Origin of the sequence: Streptomyces beijiangensis (assembly GCF_017315755.1) — a bacterium.
Lineage (GTDB): Bacteria > Actinomycetota > Actinomycetes > Streptomycetales > Streptomycetaceae > Streptomyces > Streptomyces beijiangensis.
Map to the genome: position 1 here is coordinate 1 of NZ_JAFLRJ010000084.1, position 16,357 is coordinate 16,357.

The following is a 16,357-nucleotide window of genomic DNA, read 5'->3' on the forward strand; positions in this document are numbered from 1 at the left end:
ATTTACGGGACAAGCCTTAGGCTGCGCTGAGTGCGCAGATCCATGCATGCGGAACGCGCCCTCTTGTTTTCTCCTGGTCAGTGAGGCCCCAGAAACAGGGTGCGCTACAAGAGGCGGTAGCAAATCATGCCGTGGGGCAGTCGAGAGCGCAACGGCACATGCCCGTGGAATGTCCCAGTCGCCGCCATTATGGATGGGTATATTACGCGACACAGAGAAGAAAGCTGCGCAGGTGACTGTCGACCTTGATGTGCATACCGATCTCCAGGGTGGCCATTGAAACCGGTATATCCCACCGTCCCTCCGAACCCGTACGCTTGGCAGCTGGAAACTCCGGATTCACGTAACACAGGAGACGTGATGGAAACCTTCGCACCGCTGTCGCCGGCCATGCTGGAAGATCCATACTCCGTTTACCGAAAACTGCAAAGCGACGACCCGGTCCACTGGCACGAGCAGCTGCAGGCGTGGATCGTCACTCGCCATGCCGACTGCATGCGCGTCCTGGAGGACCCGGCCACCTTCGTCAACGACTATCGCGTTGTGGGCGATCATGTTCCTGAGGATATCCTTGGATTGCAGACTCTGGATGCCCCAGAACACGGTCAAGTGCGTGATGTTCTCCTTCGGGCGATACGGCAGGTCGATCTACCTGGATGGGTGGCGCAGTGTCGCGCGAACGCAGGGGAGCTCCTCGAAAAACTGGGCATCGCCAATTTCGACTTCGTAACGGAATTTAACGACCCGCTGACCACGGCGAGCATGTGTCTTTTCTTCGGCGTAAAGGACCTCGGTGACAAGCCCACGTACTGGGCGGCCGTACGCGCTCTTGTGCTCGGCATGGACTCTGGTCTCGAACCTTCCCGAGCTCAGCCCCGGACAGACGCCCGCATCCATGTCAGCCAAATGCTCGAGCCGTGGATACGACAGCCCTCCTCGCCGGGTGCGCTGAGGCTGCTCGAGCTGCCAGCCGATGAGGCATTACGGCGCTACGTGTTCAACTCGGTACGTATGGTCTTCTTCGCTGGGATCATGTCTCCCGGCAGCACGCTGAGTTGCGTGATGCGCGCACTCGTAGAGAGGGGACTCCTGGACCAGGACCAGCCTTTGACGATCGACAACAAGGTCTACAACGAACTCGTGCGGCACTCCGGCGCCGTCCAAGTGGACGCACGTGCGTGCGCGCACGACACGACGATCGGCTCGCAGCGGATACGCGCTGGGGACCAAGTCCTCATCGTGCCTGCTGCCGCCAATCGAGACCCCGCAGTCTTCTCCACGCCCGAAGATCTGGTGCTTGACCGCTCACCGAACCCACACATCGGGTTCGGCCGGGGGGCTCACTCTTGCGTCGGCGCCCAGCTGGCCATGGCCCTGCATGTAGCCATCCTCCAGGAACTTACCGCGAGGTACCGCATACGTCTGGTGGGAGAGCCAGTCCCACGCCCGACCGGCACATTACGCGGATTCGACCAGATATTGCTCGCCGCGCATCCGCGCAAACCCTAAGCCCACTGGGCGGCCCCCGCGTGTGTTGTCGCCGTCACCTCATGAGCGTGGCGCCGGGACCGCCGGCATATATGCCGACTAAAGCTCGCCCACCGGCAGGTCGTCGCGCGCTTATACGGCTGGTTCACGTTCACGTTCCAGGCAGGACCGGCCAGCCGAGTTCCCAACGCACGACCAAGCAGACAGGTCTGCTCCTCTGGCGCGCCTGTCGGCCGGGGGAGGACCACTGATGACCACTGTTGCGTTGAGATCGCTTGCCCCTCACGCCGATCTCCAAGTTGCCACGATGCTGGCGGGTATCGCCTGCGTGCTCCTCGTCGGTATCCTGCTGGGCAGTCTCGCCCGGCGGATCGATCAGCCTCCGGTGATCGGCGAGGTCCTGGCCGGTATCGCCCTGGGGCCCAGCGTTCTTGGGCTGCTGCCCGGCGACCTGCCGCACCGGCTCTTTCCCGCAGACGTACGGCCACTGCTGTCCGCGGTCTCCCAGGTCGGTCTGACCCTGTTCATGTTCATGGTGGGCTGGGAGTTCGAGAAGCGGATGCTGCGCCCGCACCGCGGGATGGCGGCCGCTGTCTCACTCTCGTCGGTGGCCGCCACTTTCGGTTTGGGTGTAGCCGTTGGTGCTCTGCTTTATCCGCACCACAACATGGTGGCTGGCCACCACATCTCCTTCCTGACCTTTGCCACCTTTATGGGCGCGGCGATGTCGGTGACTGCCTTTCCGGTTCTCGCCCGCATCCTCACCGACAATCAGCTCACCCACACCCGCGTCGGCACTCTCGCGCTGGCCAGTGCAGCCGTGGATGACGTCCTCGCCTGGTGCATGCTGGCCTATGTCTCCGCGCTCGTGTCGTCTGGCAGCCCCCGTGATTTGGTACAGGTACTCGGGCTAAGCGCGGGCTACACGCTGGTGATGTTCATTGCGATACGGCCAGCGCTCTCCAAAGTGGTCGGCCGATGCGCTGCCCGTCAGCAGTGGCGCCACCTGCTGGTGCTCCTCACGGCCGGAACATTCCTATCGGCCTACACGACGACCTGGATCGGAATACACAGCATCTTCGGCGCCTTCCTGTTCGGATTCATCATGCCGCGTGAGTGCGCGATCGATCTCATGGAGCACTTGCGCCGACCACTGGATGGCATCAGCACCGTGTTACTGCCTGTGTTCTTCATCGCCACCGGCCTGGGCGTCAACATCAGCAGTCTCGGCACCCGCCAGTACCTGGATCTTCTCGCCATTGTCGCCATCGCCTGTGCAGGCAAGTTGATCGGGTCGATGGCCCCGGCGCGATTCTTTGGGCTCTCGTGGCAAGAGTCCTGGGCACTCGGCCTACTGATGAACACACGCGGACTGACGGAGCTGATCATCCTCAACACCGCGGTACAACTCGGCGTCCTAGACGCCCAGATGTTCACCATGATGGTCATCATGGCGCTGGTCACCACCGCGCTGGCGAGTCCGCTGTTACCCAAACGCAGCGTGCTCATGGCGACTTCCACCGTGGACTTCCCACTGCCCAAACGAAAAAGGGCGACTGAAACGGACGCGCTCGGCGTCACTTCGGCTGGCTCGAAACCGGACGCTTCCCGGCAGCCTCGGTGAAACAGAATAACTGCCACTTCGGGCGAGCTGATGTTGACTGCGAGCAGTAACCGCAGATCGTGATCTGCCCGTCGTCCCTCTCGGGATCGGCTGGCCTCATAGCGGTGCCCCATTACCCGCGACCCGACCAAGATCCAGCCCCAACTCTCTCCTCATGTGAGACCGCCTCGGTGTTCTGATCGCAGCAACACCTCACGCTTGCACTCCGCCCACAGTCCGCAAGACACCCACTCAAGACCGTCGCACCCCATCGCAAGCCATCAGGAAAAGGCCAGGTCAGCGGCCCTCAGTAATGAGTGACTCTGTCGGGGATCTTCGGATGGCGAGTCACTTTCCTTGTCGCCACCACAGTGGGCGAGGGAGGCCGTGCGACTCGAGGTACTGCTGGAACGCTGTCGGCCGGCGAGGCCGGTAAGCGGTGTTCCGGGGGTCTTGCTCGGTGAGGCGTCCGATGTTCACGGCGATGGCGGTCAGGACGTGCTGGACATGCGTCTTGGACAGTCCGTGGTAGCGGCAGCGGCAGCGGCAGCGGCAGCGGCGTGCCCGGCGGCCGAGGGCCAGCTCGGCGATAGTGCCCTCGGCGCCAGAGCGAAGCGCGTAGAGCTTGCGCCAGGCGGGATCTTGCTGGTCCGCACGGTTGCGTGCCTGGAGTTCGTGCAGGTGCTGGGGGAGAAAGTAGACCGACCGGGCCGCCTGCCCGCGGGTGCATGAGGTGCGAGCCGGGCAGGGATCGCACTGGCGCGGACGGAAGTGGGCGGCGATGTACGGGGCCACGGCAGGGGCCTGGACCCAGCTGGTGGTGACCTGCCGGTTGGCGAAGTCGATGGTGAAGTCGTCGCGGGCGAAGCCGGTCTGTTCCTTGTGCTGCCACTGCCCGCTGGCCTTGACCGGTCCGACGAGAGTGATCCCGCACTCGCGCTCGGCCTGGTCAAGCAGTGCCACCGAGACGTAGCCGCCGTCCAACAGGTGCTCGGTGGGCAACAGATGCCGCCTCTCGAGGCGGGTGTGGATGCCGGGGACGGCAGCGGTGTCCCGGGTGGGCGTGGTGGTGGCGACAGCCGTGATGACGTTCGGGCCGTCGGCATCGCACGTCTCCGTGACGTGCAGCAGATAGCCGCTCCAACGCGTGTTGCCTCGTATCGCGAAGCGGGTGTCCAGGTCGTAGGGCGAGCGGAGCTGCATGGAGCCGGGCGGGAATCCGTCCTTGTCGGTGCGCGGCCGTAATCGCCCACGGGAATCGATGATGAACTGCTGCACCAGGATCTGCCGCAGCGCCTCGAGTGCGGGTACGGCGGCCCGGTCGGAGGCGTGGGCGGCGACTGCAGTGAGCAGAGTGTGGGCGTCGCCGCCGGCCTCAGTGAGCCGAGTGATCGGGTGGCGGGGCTGGGAGCACAGGCGCACCGGGCGCCCGTACTGTTCGGCCCACTCGGCGGTGACCAACGGATCGAGTAACTCGGGTGCAGACACGGCCAGTTGCTCCAGTGCGGCCCGGACGGCTTCCACTACCAGCTCCAGGCGCGTCAGCTCCCGGGCAGCGACCAGCACGTGGGTGGAGTCGGTGCGCTGACGGCCCCGCTGCTTGACCAGCCCGGCCTCCCTCGGGCGTGCCGGGGCAAGGTCGAGCAGTCGGTCGGCACGGTCGTCTTGGGCCAGCCGGTCGCGGAAGTCGCTCAGCACGCTGTGGTGGAAGCCCGGATCGTCCAGCTCCAGAGCCAGGGCATACTTGAAATCGAGGCGGCAACGCACCGCCTCGGTCGCCTGCCGGTCGGACAGGTTGAGCAGGCAGACGGTGGCCAGTTGCGCGGGCGAGAGCCCCGGCCGGCCGTCACGGGGATACCAGGCCGCAAAGTCCTCGTCACGCCACAGGCCATCAAGCCGATCACGCACCCACATCGCAGTCGTGCCTTGCGGGTTGCTCGCCCGCGCCACCCGCGCGGTCATTGGCGGAATCTGCACACCGGAACAGGGACGTACGGACATCGGACACCTCGACAGCACAGTGAGGAGCAGAACACTCCGAGCCTGCCCGGTGATCACATGTCACCGCCGGGAACTCAAAGATCCCCGACAGAGTCGCTCTATGCCTGCGGTAGGCAGCCCCTGTGCTCGTGATGGTCGAACGGCCAGGGATTCGGCATATAGGCCGATTTGAGCTCTGGTGTCACCTCGACGAGTCGCGGGCAAACTGCCAAGAAAGGAGGGGGCGGCAGGGTGGGAGCCCACCCCGTCAAGCAACTTGGCGCCGCACGTGAACCTGACCGTATGTTGGCTGGCCTGTGGTGGAGGATTCCTGGCATCCTCGGTCCTCTGAGAAACTTGCCGGTCCGTGACGCTCGTTTGACGCTCTTGGCTGGGGCGGACCCACTTCCATAGTCGCAAAACTGGCCCTGACCTGCATGTTTATCGTCTTCCGGTTCTTGTGACATCTTTCCGATGACGCACCATGTGGAGTGCGTCGCGATCCTGGAGCCCATCGCGAAGGCCGCCTGACCCTGCTCTGCCCCTGCCCCTTGCCCCTTACCCGCAGGTCCGTGGGACGGGGCACCTGCCCGGCAGTCCGCGCCTTTCCCGCACGCCCCCGCCCGCCGGTGGGGGCGTGCCCGAGCACGACAGGTGTCCGCGTCCTTGTTCTCTTCCCTGGCGTCCCCCGGCGCGCGGCTGCGCGGACTGCGTCCCGACTGGCTGTCCGATCCGCGGGTGTGGCGTACCGAGATACTGGCCGGTCTTGTCGTCGGTCTTGCGCTGATCCCCGAGGCGATCTCGTTCTCGATCATTGCCGGGGTCGACCCGGCCATCGGTCTCTTCGCCTCGTTCACGATGGCCGTCACCATTTCCGTCGTGGGCGGACGCCGCGCGATGATCTCCGCCGCGACCGGCGCCGTCGCTCTCGTCATCGCACCGCTGAACCGTGAGCACGGCTTCGGCTACCTGGTCGCCGCCGTCATCCTGGGCGGCGTCTTCCAGATCGTCCTCGGCGCGCTCGGAGTGGCCCGGCTGATGCGGTTCGTGCCGCGCTCGGTCATGGTCGGCTTCGTCAACGCCCTCGCGATCCTCATCTTCATGGCCCAGGTCCCCCAGATGCGTGATGTGCCGTGGGCCGTGTATCCGCTGATCGTGGGCGGGCTGCTGCTGATGGTGTTCTTCCCGAAGGTCACCAAGGTGGTCCCCGCGCCGCTGGTCTCCATCGTCGTCCTGGCGGCGATCACCGTCGCGGCCGGGATCGCGGTGCCGACCGTCGGCGACCAGGGCGAGCTGCCCTCCTCGCTGCCCGTACCCGGTCTGCCGGACGTGCCGTTCACGATGGACACCCTGACCACCGTCGCCCCCTACGCCTTCGCGATGGCACTGGTCGGCCTGATGGAGTCGCTGATGACCGCCAAGCTGGTGGACGAGATCACCGACACCCACTCCTCCAAGACCCGCGAGTCGATCGGCCAGGGCATCGCCAACATCGTCACCGGCTTCTTCGGCGGGATGGGCGGCTGCGCGATGATCGGCCAGACGATGATCAACGTGAAGGTGTCAGGCGCCCGCACCCGCCTCTCCACCTTCCTCGCGGGCGTGTTCCTGATGGTGCTCTGCATCGTCTTCGGACCGGTCGTCTCCGACATCCCGATGGCCGCCCTGGTGGCCGTCATGGTGATGGTCTGCTTCGCGACCTTCGACTGGCACTCCATCGCGCCCAAGACCCTCAAGCGGATGCCCGCCGGCGAGATCGCCGTCATGGTCATCACCGTGATCTGCACGGTGACCACCAGCAACCTCGCCGTCGGCGTGGTCGTCGGCTCGGTCACGGCCATGGTCATCTTCGCCAAGCGCGTCGCGCACGTCGCACAGGTCACCTCGGCCCCGGGCCCCGACGGCGGCAGCGTGATCTACTCCGTGACCGGTGAGCTGTTCTTCGCGTCCTCGAACGACCTGGTCACCCAGTTCAACTACGCCACCGACCCCGACAGGGTCGTCGTCGACCTGTCCGCTGCGCACATCTGGGATGCCTCGTCCGTCGCGGCCCTGGACGCCATCGAGACCAAGTACGGACAGCGCGGCAAGACAGTCGAGATCATCGGCCTGAACGACCCCAGCGCCGATCTCCACGGCAGGCTCAGCGGCGAACTCACCAGCCACTGAGCTACGGGGTCGTCGTCGCGACCGGGAAGTCCCTGGCCCGAGGAGCGCCCGCGGTGGCCTGGGCGAGGAGCTTCAGCGCGGTCTCCGACGCCGAACCGGCGGCCGTGGTGACCATGACCAGGGACTGCTCGGGCTCGGACGATCTGGTCAGCGTCTGCTGACTCACCGTCAAGGGGCCGACCAGCGGGTGCCGCAGCTCGTACTCGGCCGTGTCGCAGGCCCGCACCCGGTGGTCGGCCCACATGCCCGCGAACTCGGGGCTCCTGGTCGTCAGTTCACCGATGAGCGAGGTGAGACGGGCGTCCTGCGGATGGCGGCCGGCGACGAGCCGCAGATTGCCCACCACGGCCCGGGCCTTCGCCGTCCAGTCCACGTACAGCTCACGGGTGTGCGCGTCCAGGAAGACCAGCCGCGCCATGTTCGGCCGGTCCGCCGGGCGCTCGGGTCCTGTCCGGTCGACATGTGCGGCAAGGAGCGCGTGTCCCAGCGTGTTCCAGGCCAGTACGTCGCTGCGCCGCCCGGTCACCACGACGGGCACCTCGCCCAGGGCTCCGACCAGGTCCCGTACGGCCGGTGCCGGCCGCTCGGCCGGGGGCCGGCGGACGGCACTCCGGTGCCGGCAGACCGTTGCCAGGTCGCGGAGGTGAAGCCGCTCCGTCTCCTCCAGGCGCAGCGCGCGGGCGATGGCGTCGAGGACCTCCACGGAGGCGTGGCAGGAGGCCCCTTGCTCCAGGCGCGTGTAGTACGAGGCACTGACGCCCGCCAGCATCGCCAGCTCCTCGCGCCGCAGTCCCGGAACCCGCCGGCGGTCCCCGAAGGTCTGCAACCCGACGTCCTGGGGCTGCAGTTGGGCCCGCCGCGCCTGCAGGAAGGCGCCGAGTCGTCCGTGTGCGTCCATGGCCCCGAGTATGCGGCGTCGACGGCACAGCCGGCCTGCCCCGGCCAGGGATAGGCAAGGCCGGGGCTGGCTGACCTCTGCCGAGCGGACACACAGTTGGGGTCTCCCGGCGCACCGCGCCACCCTCCACGCCGCAAGGAAGACCCGTGTCGATGAAGTTCGCAAGGAACGTCCTGGTCGCCGCCACCGCGGTGGCCTCCCTCACGGTCGGCTGGCCCGCCTCGGCGACGGCCGCCACCACACCGTTGTCGCACGCCCGTGTCACGGAGCACTTCGACCTGCTCGGCGGCCAGTTGCCGGAGAACATCGCCCTCGGCCCGAACGGCAGCGTCGACCTGTCCTTCGCCGCCTCCCGCCAGATCGTCCGGGTCACCAGCGAAGGCTCCGTCCATGTGCTGGCGACGCTGCCCGCACCGGCCGATGCCGGCGTACACACCCCGGTCCTCGGCTTTCCCCTGGTCACCGGCCTGGTCAGGGGTGCACACGGCACGCTCTATTTCCTGTACGCCACGGGTACCACCGACCTCACCGGCGTCTGGCGGCTCACCCCCGGCGGCACCCCGGAGCGGATCGCCGCACTTCCGGCCGACGGCCTGCCCAACGGCCTGGCCCTGCACGCGGGCCGCCTCTACATCACCGACTCGGTCAGGGGCGTCATCTGGCGGGTACCGGCAGTGGGCGGCGAGGCGAAGGTCTGGGCGGGCGGCCCCGAGCTGGCCTCGACCGGATTCCTCGGCGCCAACGGCCTGAAGGTGCACAACGGCGCCGTCTGGGCGTCCGACATGGACAAGGGCACCATGGTCCGTATCCCGCTCCAGCGGAACGGCACGGCGGGCCCGGCCGAGATCAGGGCCGCCGATCTGGCCGGAATCGACGACTTCGCCTTCATCGGCCGCAGCGACCGGATCCTCGCCGCCCTCGACCAGTCCAACCGGGTCGCCCTGGTGGAGCCCGACGGTACGCACACCATCGTGCTCGGCGCCCAGGACGGCCTGCAGAACCCCACGGCCCTGGCCGTACGCGGGAACAGCGTGTATGTGACCTCGGCCGCCTACTCCACCGGACAGGACCCCAACCTGCTCACCGCCCGCCTCCGGTAGAGCCGCTGACACCTCGTTGCCATCGGGGCCAGGCCGCGGCCTGGCCGGCCGGTCACCAAGGGATCACACCATCGTCCTCGAAGAACGAACCGGTCGGGCCGCCGTCGGGAAGCGTGGCGAGCCGGATCGCTGTGGCTGCGCCCTGCTCCGGCGTACGGGGTCCATGGAAGCCGGTGAAGTCGGTCGCGACCAGGCCCGGACAGGCGGCGTTGATCAGGATGTTCGTATCGGCGAACTGCCGGGCGTACTGCACGGTGACGGCGTTGAGGAAGGACTTCGACGGTGAGTAGGCCGCCATGACGGGACCGATGTCGATGTCCGGGTCCGCCTGCCGGGTCAGGGAGGCGACGGCACTGGAGATGTTGACGATGCGTGGCGACGTCGAGCGCCGCAGCAGCGGCAGCATCGCGTTGGTCACCCGGATGGTGCCGATGACGTTGGTCTCCACGACCGTGCGGACCAGGTCGAGGTCGAGCGCGGTCGGGTCCTGCTCCCACCCCGGCCCCATCTCGCCTGAGATGCCGGCGTTGTTGACCAGAACGTCCAGGCGCCCGGCCTGCTGTTCGATCAGCTCCGCGGCATCGGTGACGCTCTGGTCGCCGGTCACGTCCATCGGCACCCCGAATGCGTCCACCCCGGCGGCGCGCAGCTTCTCGACGGCGGTCTCGCGCCGGGCCTCGTCGCGGGCTCCCACGCCCACGCGGTACCCGAGGGCGCCGAGCCCGGCCGCAATCTCGTACCCGATTCCCTTGTTCGCGCCGGTCACCAGCGCGATCTTCGTTTCGCTCATGTCGTCGATACTCGCTGGGGGGCAAGCGGTGCGGCCAACACCGATACGGTGCCCTGTCATACCCGGTAGGTATCACTGGGGTACGCTGTGGCCGTGGACACCTTGGAGACCCGTGAGTTGAGGTACTTCGTGGCCGTCGCCGAGGAGCTGCACTTCGGCCGCGCCGCCGAGCGCCTCGGGATGGCCCAGCCACCACTGTCCCGGGCGATCCAGCAGCTCGAGCGGCGCATCGGCGTCTCCCTGCTGGAACGTAACCGCCGCGGCGTCTCCCTGACCGATGCCGGAGACGTGCTGCTGCACGAGGGTCGCGCAGCCCTCGACGCGACCGCCGCTGCCGCTCGCCGCACCCGTCGCGCCGGTGGCGCCGACAGTTCGGGCGGCCCCCGCAACCGCCTGGTGCTGGCAGTGAAGGCCGCCGCGTCCCACGAGCTCCTGCAGAAGCTTCTCGACGCCTACGCGGCCGAGCCCGATGCCGCCGAGATCGAGGTGCTGCCGAGCGGCATGTGCGAACAGGCGGAGCTGCTGCGCGACGGCCGCGCCGATGTGGCGCTCATGCACACGCCGTTCAACTCCCTCGCCGGGTTCGACAGCGAGGAACTGATGACCGAGGGGCGGATCGCCATCCTGCCCGCCGGGCACCCCCTCGCCGCGCACAAGACTCTGTCCATGGCCGACGTCGGCGACATCCCCGGTCTCCCGATCGCCCGCTGGCCCAGCCACGGCACGTACCCACCTGGCCAGGGCCCCGAGATCCACGACCAGACGCAGCTGGCCCAGTTGATCGCCCTCGGACGCACCGTGGCCGTCTTCCCCGACTCCGCCCGCGCCTGGCTGTGGGCCGAGCACGCCGCCGTCCCCCTGGCCGACGCATCGCCCATCGTCACCCACATCGCCTGGCCCGCGCACAGCCGCTCGCTCGCTCTCGCCGGGCTGATCCGCACGGCCACCCAGCTCTGACCCGCGAGCCCGGGGCGGGCCCTGGCGGAATTGAAGGTTTGCGGACATACGGGACGCAATGGGGGGTCGCGCTGGTCGCGGCCGGCCTCGACCGCGCAGCCCTGTCGCAGCCCTGTCGCAGCCCTGTCGCGGGTCTGAGGCCGGGGCCTGAGCTCGGGGCCTGAGGCCCGGGGTGACGTGGGACGGGGGGACCAGGCAGACTTCCGGTGTCGTAGTCCCACCACCACTGAGGATCAATCATGATCACGCTGAAAAAGGAAGACGGCCCGGCTGACCTGGGCGGGGTCACCCATCTGTCCATCGGGGTGTCCTGGGACCCGACGGTCGGGAGCAGCGGAGGGCTCCTGGGCAAGGTCAGGCAGAAGGCCGGCACCGACCTCGACCTGATCGCCATCGCGATGCAGGGCGCGGAGCCGGTCCGGCTGGCCGGTCTTGACTCGCTGGACCCCCTGGGCAACGGTTCGCTCACGCACAGCGGGGACAACCAGACCGGGCGCGGTGACGGCGACGACGAGACGGTGAGCGTCGAGCTCGCGCGCGTGCCCGACAACATCACGTCCATCGTGTTCATCGCCGCCGCGTACAAGAAGCGCAGCGCCTTCCAGAACGCGCGCAACATCAGCTTCAAGGTGTACGACGCGACGGGTGGCAGCATCCAGCAGGTCGCCGACATCTGGCCGAGCCTCCTCACCAAGGACAACGGCTGTGCCGTGGCCAAGGCGATGCGGGACGGCGCCGGCTGGAAGCTCCAGGTGATCAATGAGACGGGGAAGATCAAGCAGGGCGACGAGCAGGCCCTGATGCGTTTCGCCGTGAGCAAGTAACCGAAGCTCCTGGTGCCGTCGGCGGTCGCGTACACACGTACGCGACCGCCGACGGCGTTCAGGGGCCGGGCCGCAGGTCAGCGGGTGCTGGTGCGGGGGCCGTTGTACTGGTCCTCGGCGACCGGCTCCAGCCAGGCGGTCTCGGGGGTGCCGTCGCCCAGGCCCTCCCACAGGGCGAGGTGCTCCATGAAGAATTCCGGGGTGGCGCCGTGCCAGTGCTCCTCACCGGGCGGGCAGGTGACCGTCTGGCCCGGGTGCGCCTCAAGGACCGTGCCGTCGCGGGTGCCGATCAGTGCGACACCGGCGACGACATGCAGGGTCTGGCCCACCGCGTGGGAGTGCCAGTTCGTGTGCGCGCCCGGGGAGAAGCGGACCATGTTGGCGCGCATGCGCGACGGCTCCTGACCGGCGTGGATGACGTCGAACCAGACGTCGCCGGTGAACCAGTCGGCCGGGGCCTTGACGGTGGGCTGCTTTTTGACGAGTTCCATGAGGTGTCTCTCCTTGTTGTGCCGTGCTGTGCCGTGCTGTCTGTCAGGCCGTGGGGACATCGTCGTGGGCCAGGTCCCCGCCCAGTTCCCGCGACGCGTCCACCTGCGCCAGGAGTTCCCTGGCCTTGGACTCCGCGCCCTGGATGGCGTCGGCTCCGGCGACGAAACGCACCGGCGGCTCCTCCATCGCGGTGACCTTGAGGAGGGCCGCGGCGAGCTTGGCGGGGTCGCCCGCCTGCCGGCCGTTCATGCCCTGCCAGACGGCCTTCGTCTCGGCGGTGCGCTCGGCGTAGTCGTCGACCGACAGCTCCGCCCAGGTGGTCGAGGCGTCCACCAGCAGTTCCGTACGGAAGAAACCGGGCTCCACGATCGTGGTACGGATGCCGTACGGCGCAACGTCGAAGCGCAGCGATTCCATCCAGCCCTCGACGCCGAACTTGGCTGCCGCGTAGGCGACGCAGAACTCCTGGCCGATCAGGCCCGCGATGGACGAGATCGTGAGGACATGGCCGGAGCGCTGCTCGCGCATCACCGGCAGGACGGCACGGGTGACGTTCATCGGGCCGAACAGGTTCGTCTCGATCTGGCGGCGCATCTGCGCCGGTGAGATCTCCTCGAAGTAGCCGGCGTGGAAGTTGGCGGCGTTGTTGACCAGGACGTCGATCCGGCCGAACTTCGCCACCGCGGCGCCGACGGCGGCCTGCGCGCTGTCGGGGTCGGTGATGTCGAGGGCGGTGACCAGCAGGTTGTCCTGTTCGCCGCCGAGAGCCTCGATGACACCCGCAGGACGGCGGCCGGTGGCCACGACGCGGTGACCCGCCGCCAGTGCCGCGCGGGCGATGTCGGTGCCCAGGCCACGGCCCGCACCGGTGAGGAAAAGGACCTTGCTCATCGGACGTCCTCGCCTTCCGTCTCCTCGACGATCTTCTGCAGCTGGGTGATGGCGCTCATGGCGTTCGGCCAGCCCGCGTAGAACGCGAGGTGGGTGATCGCCTCGGCCAGCTCCTCCTTGGTCAGACCGTTGGCCAGGGCGGTCCTGAGGTGGTAGCCGATCTGCTCGGTGCGGTAGAGGGCGGCCAGCGTGGTGACCGTGATCAGACTGCGGTCGCGCGGGGACAGTTCCGCGCGCTCCCACACGTCGCCGAACAGCACGTTGTCCGTCAGCTCCACGAGCTTCGGGGCGATTCCCGCCAGGCTCCGCGGTGCACTCTGCCTTGTCATCTCGTACTCCTTGCCGGCGATATCTCCTATCGCATTTCCTTGCTGACATCCAGACTCACACGGGTCCGTGCACGCGAAAAGAGGAGAGTTTCTTCCTGGGAGAAAGACATCCTGGGAGGGATTCCTCCCCCTCACAGAAGGTGCGGCCGGTGTCAGAATGGCTCCCATGACCGGCAATGCGCATCTCAATGAATTGGGTGAGTTCCTCAAAACCCGGCGGGCCGGGCTGAGCCCGCGCACCGTGGGCCTGCCCGAGACCGGCGGGCCGCGCCGGGTCAAGGGTCTGCGCCGCGAGGAGGTCGCCCAGCTCGCCGCCATCAGCACCGACTACTACACCCGTCTCGAACAGGGCCGGATGCCGGCGTCCGGGCCCGTACTGACCACCCTGGCGCAGGTACTTCACCTGGACGACGACCAGCGCGACTACCTCTTCGAGCTCGCGGGGAAGGACCGGGCCCGCCCCCGCCGCCGCACCCTGCAGAAGGTCCAGCCGCAGCTGCAGCGTCTCCTCGACGACCTGAGCGCGACACCGGCTGTCGTCATGGGACGCCGTATGGACATTCTCGCCTGGAATTCACTGGCTGCCGCGCTGATGACCGACTTCGCGCAGGTCCCGGAGAAGAAGCGCAATTACACGCGGATCCTTTTCACCGATCCCGCGATGCGCACGCTGTACGACGACTGGGACAATGTCGCGAAGACCGCTGTGTCCCAGCTCCGTATGGAAGCCGCGAAATACCCCGACGACTCACGGCTGACCGCCCTCGTCGGTGAACTGTCCGTACAGGACGCGGACTTCCGCCGCTGGTGGGCCGCCCATCACGTCGCCGCCCGTACCGTCGGCACCAAAGTCCTGCGCTACCCCGTCGCCGGCGAACTCACCCTCGACTGGGACACCCTCACCGCAAGCACCGACCCCGACCAGCAACTCGTCGTCTGGACCGCGGAACCCGGCACTCCCACGTACGACGGACTGCGCATCCTCGCCTCGTGGGCCGCCGGCCGGGAGGAACCGGCCCCGAGGTGACGGCGCCGGCGGTGTGCCGCACCGGCGGGGAGCGGCCGTAGCGTCCATGGACCGCGCGGCTTTGTCCATGGCCGTCGCCGTCCCCGTCGGCCGAGACTGGTCCTCCGAACCGAGAGGACCGCGCACCGCCATGACCGCACCGCCACGCCAGACCGTCCTGCTGATGACCGACGCCACCCGCTGGGACATGCTCGGCAGCTACCGGGAGACCGGAGTCCGCACCCCGCACCTGGACCGGCTGGCCGAATCCGGCACCCGCTTCGAGCGGGCGTACACCACCCAGCCCGTGTGCGCGCCCGCCCGCTCGGCGCTCTTCACCGGCACCTGGCCGCACTCCAACGGAACCTGGGCCAACAGCCTGGCGCCCGGACTGGACGTCCCCACGCTCGGACAGCGTCTGCGCGAGCAGGACATCGCGGCCGGGTACATCGGCAAATGGCATCTCGACGGCACCGACTACTTCGGCAACGGACGCTGCCCTGACGGCTGGGACCCCGAGTTCTGGTACGACATGCGCAGCTATCTGGAGGAGCTGACCCCGGAGGAGAGGCGCGCCTCGCGGGACCCGGACACCGTCGACGATCCGGGTGTGGAGAGCGGGTTCACGTACGCCCACCGCTGCACCGAGCGGGCCATGGACTTCGTCGAGCAGCACAGCGACGAGGACTTCCTGCTCGTGGTGTCGTACGACGAGCCGCACGACCCGGGCATCACACCGCCCGAATTCGCCTACAGGTACCGGGACTTCGTCTTTCCGTACGACGAGAACGTGGCCGAAGGACTGGAGGGCAAGCCCGAACACCAGCGGGTGTGGGCAGGGCCCCGCCTGGCCGAGGACCGGTCCGGCGGGTACGAGCGCCGCGACGCGCGCTACTTCGCGGCGCAGGAGTTCGTGGACGGCCAGCTAGGCCGGGTCCTCGACGCGGTCGAGCGGCACGCGCCCGGGGCGCTGGTGATCTACACCTCCGACCACGGGGACATGCTCGGATCGCACCGGCTGCACGCCAAGGGGCCCGCCATGTACGACGAGATCGCCAGGGTGCCGCTGCTCGTCCGGCTGCCGGGCATCACCGCCCCCGGCACCGTCAGCCCGCATCCGGTCTCGCACATCGACCTCGCACCCACCGTGCTCGCCCACGCCGGGATGGAGGTGCCGGAGTTCCTGGCGGGCCGGAGCCTGCTGCCCGCGCTCGCCGATCCGGCGCACCGGATCAACGCCGAGATCTTCGTGGAGTTCGGGCGGTACGAGGTCGACCACGACGGCTTCGGCGGCTTCCAGCCGATGCGCGGAGTCTTCGACGGCCGGTACAAGCTGGTGGTCAACCTGCTGTCGGACGACGAGTTGTACGACCTCGGGGACGACCCCGGCGAGCTCCGCAACCTGATCGGGGACCCGGCGCACAGCGCGCGGCGCGACCGGCTGCACGACCGGATCCTGGAGTGGATGAACGAGACCCGCGACCCGTTCCGGGGCACGTACTGGGAGCGCAGGCCCTGGCGCGGCGACGCGCGGGCGGCGACCTGGGCGTACGACGGGATGACGCGCGGGCGCCCCGCCGACCCCGGGCACCAGCCGCGGCAGCTGGACTACGCCACGGGTCTCGAAGCGGCGGAGGCGGTCCGTCCGAAGGAGGCGCCGCGCGTCCCGTAGGAAGGCAGGGCGGCAGGGCGGCTAGACGGCAGGGGCGGCCGTGCGCGTCTGCGCGGTTCCCCTGCCCAGGAGTTCGGCCAGGCCACGGCGGGTGGCGGCCAGGACCACCCGGTCCTGGGGGCGCAGCAGGTAGTCGGCGGGGAGGTCCCAGACCAGGG

14 protein-coding genes are annotated in these 16,357 nt (G+C 68.2%); 8 read left to right on the top strand and 6 right to left on the bottom strand.

Going from position 1 to position 16,357, the window contains the following annotated elements; translation table 11 throughout:
* The first annotated feature begins 360 nt into the window (after positions 1-360).
* Both J0695_RS09560 and J0695_RS09565 read left to right on the top strand, forming a co-directional pair.
* The gene (locus J0695_RS09560) at positions 361-1,509 is read left to right on the top strand and encodes a cytochrome P450 (RefSeq protein ID WP_206961461.1); all 1,149 of its coding nucleotides are present in this window, start codon (positions 361-363) and stop codon (positions 1,507-1,509) included.
* A 229-nt stretch (positions 1,510-1,738) separates the two neighbouring features.
* Positions 1,739-3,112 carry a cation:proton antiporter gene (locus tag J0695_RS09565; protein ID WP_206961462.1) on the top strand — a complete coding sequence of 458 codons (1,374 nt, stop codon included), beginning with the start codon at positions 1,739-1,741 and terminating at the stop codon, positions 3,110-3,112.
* 327 nt (positions 3,113-3,439) lie between these two features.
* On the opposite strand, the gene J0695_RS09570 is transcribed toward J0695_RS09565, so the two are convergent.
* A complete protein-coding gene (locus J0695_RS09570; RefSeq protein WP_242552432.1) occupies positions 3,440-5,053 on the bottom strand; it encodes a transposase in 1,614 nt (537 codons plus the stop codon).
* Between the two features lie 684 nt (positions 5,054-5,737).
* Here J0695_RS09570 and J0695_RS09575 point away from each other — a divergent pair.
* Entirely contained in the window at positions 5,738-7,240 is a 1,503-nt protein-coding gene (locus J0695_RS09575) for a SulP family inorganic anion transporter (RefSeq protein ID WP_206961464.1), read from the top strand.
* A 1-nt stretch (position 7,241) separates the two neighbouring features.
* Here the strand turns inward: J0695_RS09575 and J0695_RS09580 are convergent, their stop codons facing one another.
* Positions 7,242-8,138: a helix-turn-helix domain-containing protein gene (locus tag J0695_RS09580; RefSeq protein ID WP_206961465.1), complete on the bottom strand. Its 897-nt coding sequence runs from the start codon at positions 8,136-8,138 to the stop codon at positions 7,242-7,244.
* 152 nt (positions 8,139-8,290) lie between these two features.
* On the opposite strand from J0695_RS09580, the gene J0695_RS09585 reads away from it, so the two are divergent.
* Positions 8,291-9,238: an SMP-30/gluconolactonase/LRE family protein gene (locus J0695_RS09585; protein WP_206961466.1), complete on the top strand. Its 948-nt coding sequence runs from the start codon at positions 8,291-8,293 to the stop codon at positions 9,236-9,238.
* A gap of 52 nt (positions 9,239-9,290) precedes the next feature.
* Here J0695_RS09585 and J0695_RS09590 read toward each other — a convergent pair whose 3' ends face one another.
* Positions 9,291-10,028: an SDR family oxidoreductase gene (locus tag J0695_RS09590; RefSeq protein WP_206961467.1), complete on the bottom strand. Its 738-nt coding sequence runs from the start codon at positions 10,026-10,028 to the stop codon at positions 9,291-9,293.
* Between the two features lie 93 nt (positions 10,029-10,121).
* On the opposite strand from J0695_RS09590, the gene J0695_RS09595 reads away from it, so the two are divergent.
* Positions 10,122-10,985: a LysR family transcriptional regulator gene (locus J0695_RS09595; protein WP_206961468.1), complete on the top strand. Its 864-nt coding sequence runs from the start codon at positions 10,122-10,124 to the stop codon at positions 10,983-10,985.
* Positions 10,986-11,224: 239 nt separating this feature from the next.
* Entirely contained in the window at positions 11,225-11,809 is a 585-nt protein-coding gene (locus J0695_RS09600) for a TerD family protein (protein WP_206961469.1), read from the top strand.
* A 77-nt stretch (positions 11,810-11,886) separates the two neighbouring features.
* Here the strand turns inward: J0695_RS09600 and J0695_RS09605 are convergent, their stop codons facing one another.
* The 3 genes from J0695_RS09605 to J0695_RS09615 are packed head-to-tail and all read right to left on the bottom strand — an operon-like array spanning position 11,887 to position 13,521.
* Complete coding sequence (locus J0695_RS09605; RefSeq protein WP_206961470.1) at positions 11,887-12,300, bottom strand: (R)-mandelonitrile lyase; 414 nt, start codon at positions 12,298-12,300, stop codon at positions 11,887-11,889.
* A 43-nt stretch (positions 12,301-12,343) separates the two neighbouring features.
* A complete protein-coding gene (locus J0695_RS09610; RefSeq protein ID WP_206961471.1) occupies positions 12,344-13,192 on the bottom strand; it encodes an SDR family NAD(P)-dependent oxidoreductase in 849 nt (282 codons plus the stop codon).
* A complete protein-coding gene (locus J0695_RS09615) occupies positions 13,189-13,521 on the bottom strand; it encodes a carboxymuconolactone decarboxylase family protein (protein WP_206961472.1) in 333 nt (110 codons plus the stop codon). Before J0695_RS09615 ends, J0695_RS09610 begins: the two co-directional genes overlap by 4 nt.
* Positions 13,522-13,687: 166 nt before the next feature.
* On the opposite strand from J0695_RS09615, the gene J0695_RS09620 reads away from it, so the two are divergent.
* Both J0695_RS09620 and J0695_RS09625 read left to right on the top strand, forming a co-directional pair.
* Complete coding sequence (locus J0695_RS09620) at positions 13,688-14,548, top strand: helix-turn-helix domain-containing protein (RefSeq protein ID WP_206961473.1); 861 nt, start codon at positions 13,688-13,690, stop codon at positions 14,546-14,548.
* Between the two features lie 130 nt (positions 14,549-14,678).
* The gene (locus J0695_RS09625; RefSeq protein ID WP_206961474.1) at positions 14,679-16,199 is read left to right on the top strand and encodes a sulfatase-like hydrolase/transferase; all 1,521 of its coding nucleotides are present in this window, start codon (positions 14,679-14,681) and stop codon (positions 16,197-16,199) included.
* Positions 16,200-16,357: the final 158 nt, after the last annotated feature.

Excerpts from the sequence above, each read along its gene's own strand:
- J0695_RS09570 (WP_242552432.1), bottom strand. The coding sequence starts at position 5,053 with ATGACCGCGCGGGTGGCGCGGGCGAGCAACCCGCAAGGCACGACTGCG.
- J0695_RS09560 (WP_206961461.1), top strand. The coding sequence starts at position 361 with ATGGAAACCTTCGCACCGCTGTCGCCGGCCATGCTGGAAGATCCATAC.
- J0695_RS09610 (WP_206961471.1), bottom strand. The coding sequence starts at position 13,192 with ATGAGCAAGGTCCTTTTCCTCACCGGTGCGGGCCGTGGCCTGGGCACC.
- J0695_RS09615 (WP_206961472.1), bottom strand. The coding sequence starts at position 13,521 with ATGACAAGGCAGAGTGCACCGCGGAGCCTGGCGGGAATCGCCCCGAAG.
- J0695_RS09585 (WP_206961466.1), top strand. The coding sequence starts at position 8,291 with ATGAAGTTCGCAAGGAACGTCCTGGTCGCCGCCACCGCGGTGGCCTCC.
- J0695_RS09590 (WP_206961467.1), bottom strand. The coding sequence starts at position 10,028 with ATGAGCGAAACGAAGATCGCGCTGGTGACCGGCGCGAACAAGGGAATC.
- J0695_RS09605 (WP_206961470.1), bottom strand. The coding sequence starts at position 12,300 with ATGGAACTCGTCAAAAAGCAGCCCACCGTCAAGGCCCCGGCCGACTGG.
- J0695_RS09620 (WP_206961473.1), top strand. The coding sequence starts at position 13,688 with ATGACCGGCAATGCGCATCTCAATGAATTGGGTGAGTTCCTCAAAACC.
- J0695_RS09625 (WP_206961474.1), top strand. The coding sequence starts at position 14,679 with ATGACCGCACCGCCACGCCAGACCGTCCTGCTGATGACCGACGCCACC.
- J0695_RS09600 (WP_206961469.1), top strand. The coding sequence starts at position 11,225 with ATGATCACGCTGAAAAAGGAAGACGGCCCGGCTGACCTGGGCGGGGTC.
- J0695_RS09565 (WP_206961462.1), top strand. The coding sequence starts at position 1,739 with ATGACCACTGTTGCGTTGAGATCGCTTGCCCCTCACGCCGATCTCCAA.
- J0695_RS09580 (WP_206961465.1), bottom strand. The coding sequence starts at position 8,138 with ATGGACGCACACGGACGACTCGGCGCCTTCCTGCAGGCGCGGCGGGCC.